Genomic DNA, 11,967 nt, shown 5'->3' with positions numbered 1-11,967 from the left:
AACCCGGAGCGGTCGCCGGATGTTTCTCCCTGCCATGATCGAAAAGCGTTTCACGAAGATCGCCAACTACGTCGCCCATCTCGCCGGTCTGCCGTCGACATTTGCCATCTGCTGCCTGATCATTGCGGCCTGGGCGATGAGCGGGCCGATTTTCGGCTTTTCGGACACCTGGCAGCTCATCATCAACACCGGCACCACGATCGTCACCTTCCTGATGGTGTTTCTCATCCAGAACACCCAGAACCGTGATGGCGCGGCGATCCAGACGAAACTCGACGAATTGATCCGGGTCGGCAAAGCCAAAGACACCTTTATCGGCATCGAGCACCTGACCGAATCCGAGGTCGAGGAGATTCGCGCCAAGTGCGAAGAAGCGGCGAAGCGCCATGACCGGAAGATCGCGGAGAATGCCGTCAAGAAAGCCGCGGCGCAAAAACGCGGCTCGAAGACGCGCGCAGCTTGAGCGTCAGCTTTCCATGAACGCCGCGAAAGCCTCCTTGTGGTCCGGGTGCCAGCGCGACAGAGCAGGGCGGTTTTCGATGATGTCGCCGATCGCCCAGGCCATGCGCTTTTCGTCCATGGGCCGCGTCGCCTCGTTGTCGGGGCACAGGATGTAGAAGTCGCCATGCACCAGCGCGGCCAGCATGAAGTCAACCACCTGCTCGCCGGTCCAGGCGCCGGCGGGCTTTTCGGTCGCACCTTCGGTAAGCCCGGTAAAAGTAAACCCCGGAATGAGCAGATGCGCGGCAACCTTTGCGCCGGGCTCGTTGCGCAGCGCGTGTGCCAGGCCTTCGGTGAAGGTCTTCACGCCGGCCTTGGAAACGTTGTAGGCAAGGTTGCCGGGCGGCGTGGTGATGCCTTGCTTGGAGCCGGTGTTGACGATCAGGCCCGGCCTCCCCGTGGCCAGCATGCGCGGCGCGAAGGCCTCGACGCCATGGACGACGCCCCAGAAATTGATATCCAGCAGTCGCTTCCAGGCGTCGCGGTTCTCCCAGGGCTTGCCGGGATTGTTGCCGACGCCCGCATTGTTCATCAGCAGCGACACGTCGCCGAAGGTGCCGAACGCCTTCTCCGCCAACCGGTCGACTTCGTCGGCTTTCGCGACGTCGGTGGCGACAGCGAGCACCGCGCTGTCACCGGTGATCGCGGCGACGGCGCGGCCAGCTTCATCGAGCCGCGCGCCGCCAATGTCGGCCAGCACGATTCTCAGGCCCATTGCCGCCAGCCGCTTGGCCGCGGCAAGACCGATGCCGCTGGCGCCGCCGGTGATGACGGCGACATTGCCGGAGGCGAGCGCAGGCAAAGCGGTCTGGATTTCGGCGTCGGCGGTCATGGGCGTAGTGTCCTCGTTCAAGCTGCGCCGAACTTAGCGCGGCAGGAAGCCCATGCAAGCCCGCTGTGGCACCTTCGGGTTGACCGCGTGGGCAGGCACTGCGCATGTTGCGCGGGTAAAAGGAGATTTGCCGATTGACCGATTGGATCAAGATCTTGAAAGAACAGACCACCACCGGCGACCAAATGAGCCGCGAGGTGCCGCAAATGCTTGCCAATCCCGACATCAGCGAAGCGCAGGTGAAGACGCTGTTTTCGGCACTCGAAAAACAGGCGGAGTTCGTCGAGAAGCTGCGCATGGCGCTGGAGAAATTCGGCCATGATTTTTCGGTGATCAAGGCGGCCGAGCAGCTGGAGGAGCGCTATGCCGATCTCGCCGCGTCCGTCGCCGAAAAGCTGAAGGCGATGCGGAAGTAGCGACGCCTATTTCTGTTTTTCGATCAACCGCTCGAACCGCCTATCCGGCACGAACCAGATCATGGCCACCAGCACGTAGATCGCGACGCCGATCCAGTGATTGAAAAAGGTCAACAGGACGGCGGCAATGTAGAGCACGAGCGAGATCCTTCCCTTGCGGTCACTGCCGATCGCTCGGGCAAAGGTTGTTTCGTGGCCGTGCAGTCGGTGCAGCGCAATGACGAGGATGGTGTAGGCGGCGGCGCAAAGCGCCAGGACGACACCGTAGACGGCGACAGGCACCGGCGCGAAATGGTTCTCGCCCATGAAGGCGGTGGTGACGGGCATCAGCGACAGCCAGAACAGCAGATGCAGATTGGCCCACAGCACCCATCCATCGACCCGCTGCACGGTGTGGAACATGTTGTGCAGATTGTTCCAGTAGATGCCGACATAGATGAAAGACAAGACGTAGCTGAAGAAGACGGGCCATAGCGGCGCCAGGGTGGCAAGGTCGTCGCCATGCGGCACCTTCAATTCCAGCACCATGATGGTGATGACGATGGCCAAGACGCCGTCGGTAAATGCTTCGACCCTGCCTTTGCCCATGGATTCTCCCCTACTGCGCTTGGCTCATCCTAGGCGATCGAAGTGGCTGGAGGGAAGGCTTGGGCGCCATCTTTCAGCCGTTAGGCGTCTCGCGAAAGATGCGCGCGCTGGCGCGGCACGCCGGCAACCGGCCTGTCCTGTGCGTGGTGCGCCAGCGGTCGAAGCGGTAATAGGCCGCCGCAAGCAACAGCGAGGTAATCGAGCCGGCCGGAAAGTTACTTCGCGGCGAGGGTGAGTGCAGCCATCATCAATCGCTGTCGCGCGCGATCAGCTCCAGCGGCCAGACTTCGCGAATGACGCGGGCACCCTCAGGGCCGGCGAAGGCGGGGATTGAGGCCAGCAGCATTTCGGCCAGCCGCCGCCCCATCGGCTCCAGGGGAGGGCGAAAGCCGGTCAGTGCCGGCGAGAAGTAGCGGCAGAGCGGCGTGTCGACGATGACGATCACCGCGATGTCGTGACCGGGGTTGATGCCCATCTCGGCCAGCGCCTTGCAGCCGCCGAGCGCCATCGCGTCATTGTTGAAGATGATGGCGGTCGGCGGGTCCTTGGAGCGCATCACCTGCGGCGTCACTTCGTAGCCGCCGGCCTCGTTGATGAAGCCTTCCGCGATCAGCCCGGGATCGACCTCGATGCCGTGCCGCCGCAAGGCCTTGCGATAGCCGGCCAGGAACAGGTAGCCGAAATTGAGGTCGAGCGACGGGCGGATGGCGGCGATGCGGCGATGGCCGCGCGCCACCAGGCGGTCGACCGCCTCGGCCCCGGCCTTCTCGAAATCGAGATCGAGCGACGGGTAGGACTTGCCGCCGGAGCGGCTGCGGCCGAGCGTCGCGAACGGGAAGCCGACCCTGGTCAGATAATCGATGCGCTCGTCCTCGCGCCGCGTCCACGCCAGTACCACCGCATCGGCCCGGCGCGTCTCGACCACCCGGCGCAGGCGCTCCTGCTGATAGTCGGCCGGCGCGCCCATCACCACGATCAGGTCGAGCCCGCTTTCGGCCAGTTTCGCCTGCAGCCCGGTAAGGAACGGAATGAAGAACGGTTCGCCATATTGCTGGTCGCCCGGATGCGGCTGCAGCATGAAGGCGATCGAGTGGGTGGCGCCGCGCCGCAGGCTGCGGCCGGACTGGTTCGGCGAATAGTTCAGCTTTGCCGCCGCATCGAGCACGCGCTGGCGCGTGTCGGCATTGACGTCGGCACGGCCGTTGAGCGCGCGCGATACGGTGCCGATCGAAATGTTCAGGTGACGCGCAAGGTCGTGAATGCTGGACGCCAAAGGACGGTTCTCCCCTTTCCTGGCTATCACCGGCCGCTCTTCAAGCCAAGGCGATAAAGGTGATTTTCGCGAGCGGCCAATTGACATTCTACGCCTTCGGGTGTGTTGTCGTAAACGTTTACGGAAAACGTTTACGGCCATGCCGTGAATGCCGTGGCGATCGGTCTGGAGGGGCCGAGCGGAGGAGGAGCGCTGGATGATCAATGTCGTCCTGGTCGGCTGCGGAGCGATGAGCAAGCACTGGCTCGATGCCGCGAGGCAGATCGACGGGCTCGCCATTGTCGGGCTTGTCGACCTTGACGCCGAGCGGGCGAGGGCAAGGGCGCGCGAATATGAGCTTGCCGGCGCCATTGTCGGAACCAATCTTGACGCCGTGCTTGACCAGACCAAACCGGACGCAGTGTTCGACGTCGTGGTTCCGGCGGCCCGGCGCGAGGTTGCGCTCTCTGCGTTTGCCCATCATTGCCACCTCCTGACCGAAAAGCCGCTCGCTGATAGCCCGGACAATGCGCGCGCCATCGTCGAAGCCGCCCGGCGCGCCAAGCGCGTGCACGCCGTCGTCCAGAACCGTCGCTACGTCGCCAATGTCAGGCGTATCAGGCGTTTTCTCGAATCCGGCGCTATCGGTGCTGCGACCAGCATCCACGCCGACTTCTTCGTCGCGCCGCATTTCGGCGGTTTTCGCGAGGAGATGCGCCATGTCCTGCTGCTCGACATGGCGATCCACACATTCGACGCCGCCCGCTACATGGTCGGCGGCAACCCGGCCAGCGTCTACTGCCAGGAATGGGAGCCAGCCAATTCCTGGTATCGGCAGGGATCGTCGGCCACCGCAATCTTCGATCTCGGCGGCAAGCTGTTCACCTATGCCGGCTCCTGGTGCGCCGACGGGTTCCGCACCAGCTGGGAGAGCACATGGCGCATCGTCGCCGAGCGTGGCAGCCTGATCTGGGACGGCGAGGACGGGCTGAAGGCGGAAGTCGTGCGGCCGGTTCGTGAGGGCCTGTTCGACCGTACCGAGCCGCTTGCCGTGCCGGCGCTCGACCCCGCCGACCGCATTGGCGGCCATCTCGGCATCATCCAGGATTTCGTGCACGCCATAGAAACCGGCAGCGAGCCGGAGACGCGGGGCGCCGACAACATCAAGAGCCTGGCCATGGTCTTCGCTGCGATCGAGAGCGCCGAAACCGGCCGCCGGGTCGCGATCGCCGCACAGGAAGGACAATGATGCCAAACCCGCTTCTCGACATCAGGATCGGCACCATGGTGCGGGCCAACCTCGATGATCCGGCCGCCTATATCAAGGCGATCCTGCCGCTCGGGTTCGAGAGCATCCAGCCCTTCTTCTGGCAGACGCTGGGCGGTAAGGATCTTCCTCGGCTGGCCGGCGAGATCCGCGAGGCGATCGGTGACGCCGACGTTACCGTCTCGTCACTTGGCGTTTTCGGCAATCCGCTGGAGAGCGGCGATGTCGATCGCGGCGTGCTTCATGCCTGGGAAACGGCCATCGACAACGCGCATCTGTTCGGCACCTCGATGGTGAGCGGCTTCACCGGCCGCATTCGCGGCAAGCCGCTGCCCGACAGCCTGCCGCGCTTCCGCGAGGTCTGGGGACCGCTGGCCAAGCGCGCCGCCGACAAGGGCGTGCGCATCGCCTTCGAGAATTGCGCCATGGACGGCAACTGGGCCAGCGGCGACTGGAACATCGCCCACAATCCGGACGCCTGGGAGCTGCTGTTCAACGAATTGCCGGACGACAATCTCGGCCTGGAATGGGAGCCCTGCCACCAGCTCGTCTACCTGATCGATCCAATCCCGCAGATCCGCAAATGGGCGCCGCGCATCTTCCATGTCCATGGCAAGGACGCGACGGTGCGCTGGGACGTGATCCGCGAGCATGGCGTGTTCGGCCGGCTGCCATTCGTGCAGATGCGCACGCCGGGCTTCGGCGACAGCGACTGGGCGAGGGTGATCAGCGAATTGCGGCTGGCCGGTTACAAGGGCGCCATCGACATCGAAGGCTGGCACGACCCGGTCTATCGCGGCGATCTCGAAATGTCAGGCCAGGCGCGGGCGCTGGACTATCTGAAGCAGTGCCGGGGAGGTGCGATCTATCTGCCGAACCCGGCGTGAGAATGGGCTGGCGGGAGGAGCCTGCAGCGAAGCATTGGTCGAAAACCCCTCGGCTTGTGAGGGAACAAAGGGAGGATAAGTGCATGAGCATGACGATGAGAAGGACACTTGGCCGGTCGACCCTCGTTGCGGCCGCCACGGCGCTCGCCGCCGCAATTTCCACCTTGCCGGCACAGGCGCTCGACGCCCAATGGTGCAAGGACGTCCACATCCGTTTCTTCGTCGGCGGTGCCGAGGGCGACGCCTTCGGCACCATCGTCTACAATGGCGCCAAGCAGGCCGAGGCCGATCTTGGGCCGAAGGTCGACTACATCTTTTCCCAGTGGGACGTCGAGAAGATGGTGCAGCAGCTGCGCGAGGCTGTCGCGGTCAAGCCCGGCGGCATCGCCATGATGGGCCACCCGGGCGATGCCTCGATCATGCCGCTGGCCGAACAGGCGCACAAGGACGGCATCAGGATGATGTACCAGAACGTGCCGGTGCCGAAGGTCACGGCGGCGTTCGGCGGCGGCTATGTCGGCGCCCAGCAGGAAGAGCAGGGCCGCGCGCTCGGTGCCGAGGCGTTCAAGCTTGCCGGGCTCAAGGCCGGCGACAAGGCGATCATGATCGGTCCGTTCGAGAACGAGAGCCGCGGCGCGCGCGAGCGCGGCACGGTCGCAGCCCTGGAAGAGGCGGGCGTCGCGGTCATCAAGTTGAGCTCGCCGCCGAGCGGCGAATGGGCGTCCGACCCCAATCTGGCCATTCCGGTGATCACCGCGGCACTGCTCAACAATCCCGACGTCAAGGCGGTCGGTTATCCCGGCGGGCAGATGCTGGGCAACGTCCCGACCTACATGCAGGCGGCGGGAAGGAAGCCGGGCGATATCTTCAACTTCGGCTTCGATACCAGCCCGCAGATCGTCGAGGGCTTCAAGGGCGGCTGGGTACAGCTGACGGCCGACCAGCAGCCGTTCCTGCAGGGTTATCTGCCGATCCTCAGCCTCTGCCAGCAGGTGGTGCTGGGCCTAGCGCCGATGAATGTCGACACCGGCGCCGGCTTCGTCACGCCTGAGAATTACGAGATCGTCGCCGAGCTCGCCAAGCAGGCGCTGCGCTGACCTCCCAAGCCGCCGCCGGCCGGGATCGAGCCCGGCCGGCGGGACCGCCGGCGGAAAAGGCCGGCAAGCGACAATCAAGCGAGGATCCGATGGCCGAACGCCTCATCGAACTGCGCGACATCAGCAAGTCCTATGGCCAGGTCTATGCACTCGGCGGGGTCAATCTCAGCGTCGACCGCGGCGAGGTGGTCGGACTGATCGGCGACAATGGCGCCGGCAAGTCGACGCTGATCAAGATCCTTGCCGGCGTGGTCAAGCCGACCAGCGGCGAGATCCTCATCCGCGGCAAGCCGGTAACCGGATGGAGCCCCGCGCGCTCGCGCGACGCCGGCATCGAGACGGTGTTCCAGGACCGCGCGCTGGCCGTGCAGCAGACGATCGTGCGCAACATCTTCATGGGCCGCGAACTCACCGGCTTTCTCGGCTGGCTGAAGGTCAACAAGGAGATCGAGGAGGCGAGCCGGCTGATGCGCGAGATCGGCTTCACCTCGAAGGTGTTCACGCCGCAGTCGATCGTCGGCCAGCTCTCCGGCGGCGAACGCCAGGGCGTGGCGATCGCACGCGCCATCTATAAGAAGGCGGAACTGATCGTCCTGGACGAGCCGACGACGGCGCTGTCGCTGACCGAGACCGCCAAGGTCTTCCATTTCGTGCGCCAGGTGCGGGCGAGCGGCCGCTCGATCCTGTTCATCGGCCACAACATCCATCACGTCTTCGACATCGCCGACCGCTTCGTCGTGCTGGACCGCGGTAAGGTGGCGCTCACCGCCGACCGCAGCCAGGTCAAGTCGGCCGAAGACCTCATCAACTTCATGGAAGACGTGGCGCATCCGGGCGGATTGCCAGGGTTGCACGACGGCGCGGAGCACGCAGCACGATGAGCAAGACGATGGAACCCGATCTGCACGAGCCGTCCGCCGGCATTCCCCGCCCGGGCAATCCCCGGAAAGAGTGGAAACACCCATCCGATCATTGGATGCGCGGCTTTGTTCTCGACAACCGCGCCGCACTCGGCACGCTTGCCGTGTTCGTGCTGATGATGGCGGTCTTCATGATCGCCAACCCGACCGTCTTCACCACCTGGTATCTCTACAGCTCTGTGCTCACCACGCTGCCTGTGGCGCTGTTCGTGGTGGTGCCGCTGGTCTTCGTCGTCACCTGCGGCGAGATCGACCTGTCGTTCCCGGCGACGATGGGTTTTGCTTCGTGGGTCTTCGCGCTGGTGGTCCAGGCCGGCTACGATCCCTTCCTCGGCATCGCCGCGGCACTCGTCACCGGCATGCTGCTCGGCTTCCTGGTCGGGTCGCTGGTCGTCTATGGCGGGCTGTCGTCGCTGATCGCGACGCTCGGCATGAATTTTCTGCTGCGCGGCCTGATCCAGATCATCAATGAGGGTAAGTCGACCGCGCTGACCAGCCTTGCCGACAGCTGGGCCTACAAGATTTTCTCCAGCCAGCTCTATGGCATCCCGGTGCAGATCTTCTGGGCCATCGGCTTCGTCGTTTTGTCGGCGCTGCTCTACAACAGGCATCGCTTCGGCGCGCAGGTGAAAGTAGTCGGTGACAATCCCGACAGCGCCCAGCAGATGGGCATCGACGTCAAGCGCGTGCGGGTGAAAGTGTTCGTCTTCGTCGGCATCGGTGCCGCGATCGCCGGCACCTTTTCGGTGATGATCAACTTCACCTGGTGGCCGACCGCCGGCGACGGCTATCTCCTGCCGGTGCTGGCCTCGGTGTTCGTCGGCGGCACGCCGACCTGGGGCGGCATTGGCACCGTGGTCGGCGGGGCGATCGGCGCGGTCACCGTGTCGTTCATCCAGACAGGCGTGGTGGCGGCGGGATTGAGCGGCTTCTACGTGCAGTTCTTCAATGGACTGATCATCATCCTGTCGCTGCTCGGCCATAAGTGGAACCAGGCAAGGTACAGGTGAGGGCAGTTTCGTTGACGGGCCGCATGCCTTGATGGGGGAGACGCCCGTCGCTTCGTCATCCTCGGGCGGAGCAAGGAGCGCAGCGACGCAGCGCAGACCCGAGGATCCATGCCGCGACCCAAACGCGCCACCACGGTGCAGAATTCTGTTCCACTGCGTTCCACGGCCAAGGTCACGGCATGGCTCCTCGGGGTCTCCGCGACGGAGCTTCGCTCCTGCTTCGCCCGTGGATGACGAAGATGGGGAGGCTTCCGCCAGAGAATGTCGCTTTAGGACAACAGGGCAAGTAGGCGGCTCAAACGCCAGTGACAAACCCGTCCAGCACGCGTTTCTGGCCGGCCTTGTCGAAGTCGATGGTCAGCTTGTTGCCGTCGATGGCTGATATGTTGCCGTTGCCGAATTTCTGGTGGAAGACGCGGTCGCCGACGCTGAAGGCGGACGGCGTATCGGCGACGGATTTGGCGACCAGCTCGCCGTCGATGGTGCGGCCCTTGATCGAGGTGCGGCCGGCGCCATAGCCGGAGTCGGTCTCGCCATAGCCGATGCGCTCGACCTGGTGGCCGGAACGCGAGCCCCAGTTGCGGTCGGTCGCCTCGGTGCGGTTCTGTTGCGCGCGCTGCCAGCCCGGCGTTGCATAGGTGTTGGAGAAGCTTCCCGCCTTTTCCTCGCCAACATTGTCGAAGCGCGAAGCGCCGTAAGGGTTCTGTCTTCCTGCCCCTTGGCCGCCCCGTCCGGAGGCGAACGATCCGCCGCCATAGGAATTGCCGTAGCCGCCATAGGAGTTGCCGCTCTCGGCGACATCGACATGGGCTTCCGGCAGTTCCTCGAGAAAGCGCGACGGTATGGTCGATTGCCACAGCCCGTGAATGCGGCGATTTGAGACGAACCAGAGGTGCAGGTTCTTCTTGGCGCGAGTCAGCCCGACATAGGCTAGGCGGCGCTCTTCCTCGAGGCCAGAGCGCCCGCCTTCATCGAGGGCGCGCTGGTGGGGAAAAAGACCTTCCTCCCAGCCGGGGAGAAAAACGGTCTCGAATTCGAGGCCCTTGGCCGAATGCAGCGTCATGATGTTGACGGCGTCGAGCTCGGCGTTCTGCTCGGCGTCCATGACCAGTGCGACGTGCTCGAGGAAGGAGCGCAGCGATTCATACTCCTCCATGGAGCGGATCAGTTCTTTCAGATTTTCCAGCCGGCCGGGGGCCTCCACCGAGCGGTCGTTTTTCCACATGTCGGTGTAGCCGCTCTCCTCCAGGATGGTCTCGGCAAGCTCGGTATGCGGCGTGGTTTCCAGCGCCTTCTGCCAGCGCTCGAAATTGGCGGCGACCTCGCGCAGTGCCGCGCGCGGCTTCGGCTTCAGCTCGTCGCTCTCGGCGAGCGTGGCGGCGGCCTCCAGCATCGGGATGCGCAGCGCGCGCGCCGTGTCGTGGATCTGGCGAATGGTGGCTTCGCCCAACCCGCGCTTCGGCACGTTGACGATGCGCTCGAAAGCGAGGTCGTCGGCGCCTTGCGCGACGACACGGAAGAAGGCCAGCGCATCGCGGATTTCGAGGCGTTCATAGAAGCGCGGCCCGCCGATGACGCGGTAGTTGAGGCCGAGCGTGACGAAGCGGTCCTCGAATTCGCGCATCTGGAAGGACGCGCGGACCAGAATGGCCATGTCGTTGAGATTGTGCCGATTTCCTTGTTTATCTGGGCGCTGGTAGGCCTCGATGGTCTCGCCGACAGCGCGGGCCTCCTCCTCGGAATCCCAGGCGGCGTGGACGTGCACCTTCTCGTCGTCCTCGGCGACTTTTTCGGTGAACAGCGTCTTGCCGAAGCGGCCCTCATTGTAGGCGATGAGGTGGGAGGCCGTGCCGAGGATGTGCGCGGTGGAGCGGTAGTTGCGCTCCAGCCGGATGATGGTGGCGCCGGGGAAATCCTTGTCGAAGCGCAGGATGTTGTCGACCTCGGCGCCGCGCCAGCCATAGATGGATTGGTCGTCGTCGCCGACGCAACAGATATTTACGCTGGCACGGGTTTCGGCTGAAGAGCGCCCAATCTCCCTCCTTGTGGGGGAGATGTCGGCGAAGCCGACAGAGGGGGGCGCTGTCCCGCCGGCCTTTCCACTTTTGAATTCCGCTGTGTGGGAAGGGTTGCGCTCTACGGCGCCCCCCTCTGTCCTGCCGGACATCTCCCCCACATGGGGGGAGATTGGGCGGCCGCTGTCGCCGCGCGCGCCCTTCGTCGAAGCATCCGGCCTTTGAGCGAGCAGGCGTAGCCACATGTACTGCGCGGTGTTGGTGTCCTGATACTCGTCGACAAGGATGTAGCGGAAGCGCTTATGGTATTCCTTCAGCACGTCCGGATTGGCGCGGAAGATGCGGATCGGGTGGCACAGGAGATCGCCGAAATCGCAGGCGTTCAGCGTCTGCAGCCGCTCCTGGTAGGCCTTGTAGAGTTCGCGGCCCTTGCCGTTGGCGAAGCTGCGGGCGTCGCCCTCCGGAATATCGGCGGGGCCCAGCCCCTTGTTCTTCCAGCCGTCGATCATCTGGGCGAACTGCTTGGCCGGCCATCGCTTGTCGTCCAGCCCTTCGGCCTGGATGAGCTGCTTGATCAGGCGCACGACGTCGTCGGTGTCGAGAATGGTGAAATCGGATTTGAGCCCGGCAAGCTCGGCGTGTCTGCGTAGCAGCTTCACGCCAATTGAGTGGAAAGTGCCGAGCCACGGCATACCTTCGACATTGCCTTCGCCGATCAGCAGGCCGATCCGCTGCTTCATTTCCCGCGCGGCCTTGTTGGTGAAGGTGACGGCGAGGATCTGCGAGGGGAATGCCTTGCCGGTGGCAAGGATGTGGGCGATGCGGGTGGTCAAGACGCGCGTCTTGCCGGTGCCGGCGCCGGCCAGCACCAGCACCGCGCCTTCGGTGGTCTCCACCGCGAGCCGCTGCTCGGGGTTGAGCCCCTTCAGATAGTCGGGCGCGTCGTTGCGCCCGCTGCGGGCGGCCATGGCGCGCGCGGCGATGCCGGACGGGGCCGTGGGCCGCGCATTCGGTTCGTCAAAAAAGGGCATGTCTTCCGAAAAGCCGGACATCGTCCCCGAATGTAGTGATTCGGCGGCGAAAGGCCAGAAGTGTCTCCGTTTTGTTCTCGATCACGGCCGCGACCGACAAATCCAGTAGAACACAACCTATCGCGCAGGCCTGCTTGACAGGCACCGCGGG

At 64.4% G+C, this 11,967-nt stretch carries 11 protein-coding genes; 7 read left to right on the top strand and 4 right to left on the bottom strand.

The annotated features are described in order from the left end of the window. Positions 1–34: 34 nt before the first annotated feature. Positions 35–463 carry a low affinity iron permease family protein gene (locus tag EJ066_RS26660; protein WP_189644564.1) on the top strand — a complete coding sequence of 143 codons (429 nt, stop codon included), beginning with the start codon at positions 35–37 and terminating at the stop codon, positions 461–463. 3 nt (positions 464–466) lie between these two features. Here the strand turns inward: EJ066_RS26660 and EJ066_RS26655 are convergent, their stop codons facing one another. Next, complete coding sequence (locus EJ066_RS26655; protein ID WP_126042921.1) at positions 467–1,333, bottom strand: SDR family NAD(P)-dependent oxidoreductase; 867 nt, start codon at positions 1,331–1,333, stop codon at positions 467–469. Positions 1,334–1,467: 134 nt separating this feature from the next. On the opposite strand from EJ066_RS26655, the gene EJ066_RS26650 reads away from it, so the two are divergent. Continuing rightward, positions 1,468–1,749, top strand: a complete 282-nt coding sequence (locus EJ066_RS26650) for a hypothetical protein (RefSeq protein ID WP_126042920.1) — start codon at positions 1,468–1,470, stop codon at positions 1,747–1,749. A 6-nt stretch (positions 1,750–1,755) separates the two neighbouring features. On the opposite strand, the gene EJ066_RS26645 is transcribed toward EJ066_RS26650, so the two are convergent. Further along, a complete protein-coding gene (locus EJ066_RS26645; protein ID WP_126042919.1) occupies positions 1,756–2,337 on the bottom strand; it encodes a TMEM175 family protein in 582 nt (193 codons plus the stop codon). A 247-nt stretch (positions 2,338–2,584) separates the two neighbouring features. Then, positions 2,585–3,610 carry a LacI family DNA-binding transcriptional regulator gene (locus EJ066_RS26640; protein ID WP_126042918.1) on the bottom strand — a complete coding sequence of 342 codons (1,026 nt, stop codon included), beginning with the start codon at positions 3,608–3,610 and terminating at the stop codon, positions 2,585–2,587. 196 nt (positions 3,611–3,806) lie between these two features. On the opposite strand from EJ066_RS26640, the gene EJ066_RS26635 reads away from it, so the two are divergent. The 5 genes from EJ066_RS26635 (at position 3,807) to EJ066_RS26615 (ending at position 8,770) form a co-directional block, all read left to right on the top strand. Further along, positions 3,807–4,838: a Gfo/Idh/MocA family oxidoreductase gene (locus tag EJ066_RS26635; RefSeq protein WP_126042917.1), complete on the top strand. Its 1,032-nt coding sequence runs from the start codon at positions 3,807–3,809 to the stop codon at positions 4,836–4,838. Next, positions 4,835–5,743, top strand: coding sequence for a sugar phosphate isomerase/epimerase (locus EJ066_RS26630; protein WP_126042916.1), 909 nt, complete (start codon positions 4,835–4,837; stop codon positions 5,741–5,743). Before EJ066_RS26635 ends, EJ066_RS26630 begins: the two co-directional genes overlap by 4 nt. A gap of 83 nt (positions 5,744–5,826) precedes the next feature. Then, a complete protein-coding gene (locus EJ066_RS26625) occupies positions 5,827–6,840 on the top strand; it encodes a substrate-binding domain-containing protein (RefSeq protein WP_126042915.1) in 1,014 nt (337 codons plus the stop codon). Positions 6,841–6,929: 89 nt separating this feature from the next. Next, positions 6,930–7,721 (top strand): ATP-binding cassette domain-containing protein, encoded by a 792-nt coding sequence (locus tag EJ066_RS26620; protein ID WP_126042914.1) that lies wholly within the window; start codon positions 6,930–6,932, stop codon positions 7,719–7,721. After that, positions 7,718–8,770, top strand: coding sequence for an ABC transporter permease (locus EJ066_RS26615; protein ID WP_126042913.1), 1,053 nt, complete (start codon positions 7,718–7,720; stop codon positions 8,768–8,770). The genes EJ066_RS26620 and EJ066_RS26615 overlap by 4 nt, the downstream gene beginning before the upstream one ends. A 295-nt stretch (positions 8,771–9,065) precedes the next feature. On the opposite strand, the gene EJ066_RS26610 is transcribed toward EJ066_RS26615, so the two are convergent. Then, positions 9,066–11,837, bottom strand: a complete 2,772-nt coding sequence (locus tag EJ066_RS26610) for a UvrD-helicase domain-containing protein (RefSeq protein ID WP_126042912.1) — start codon at positions 11,835–11,837, stop codon at positions 9,066–9,068. Between the last annotated feature and the right edge of the window lie 130 nt (positions 11,838–11,967).

It is taken from the genome of Mesorhizobium sp. M9A.F.Ca.ET.002.03.1.2 (genome assembly GCF_003952365.1).
Taxonomy (GTDB): Bacteria; Pseudomonadota; Alphaproteobacteria; order Rhizobiales; family Rhizobiaceae; genus Mesorhizobium.
The sequence above is the reverse complement of the archived record's forward strand: the minus strand, read 5'-3'. Positions and strand labels throughout refer to the sequence as shown.

What these genes read in the sequence shown, in the direction of transcription:
- EJ066_RS26660 (WP_189644564.1), top strand. Translation starts at nt 35, where the DNA reads ATGATCGAAAAGCGTTTCACGAAGATCGCCAACTACGTCGCCCATCTC.
- EJ066_RS26655 (WP_126042921.1), bottom strand. Translation starts at nt 1,333, where the DNA reads ATGACCGCCGACGCCGAAATCCAGACCGCTTTGCCTGCGCTCGCCTCC.
- EJ066_RS26645 (WP_126042919.1), bottom strand. Translation starts at nt 2,337, where the DNA reads ATGGGCAAAGGCAGGGTCGAAGCATTTACCGACGGCGTCTTGGCCATC.
- EJ066_RS26635 (WP_126042917.1), top strand. Translation starts at nt 3,807, where the DNA reads ATGATCAATGTCGTCCTGGTCGGCTGCGGAGCGATGAGCAAGCACTGG.
- EJ066_RS26630 (WP_126042916.1), top strand. Translation starts at nt 4,835, where the DNA reads ATGATGCCAAACCCGCTTCTCGACATCAGGATCGGCACCATGGTGCGG.
- EJ066_RS26625 (WP_126042915.1), top strand. Translation starts at nt 5,827, where the DNA reads ATGAGCATGACGATGAGAAGGACACTTGGCCGGTCGACCCTCGTTGCG.
- EJ066_RS26620 (WP_126042914.1), top strand. Translation starts at nt 6,930, where the DNA reads ATGGCCGAACGCCTCATCGAACTGCGCGACATCAGCAAGTCCTATGGC.
- EJ066_RS26615 (WP_126042913.1), top strand. Translation starts at nt 7,718, where the DNA reads ATGAGCAAGACGATGGAACCCGATCTGCACGAGCCGTCCGCCGGCATT.
- EJ066_RS26610 (WP_126042912.1), bottom strand. Translation starts at nt 11,837, where the DNA reads ATGTCCGGCTTTTCGGAAGACATGCCCTTTTTTGACGAACCGAATGCG.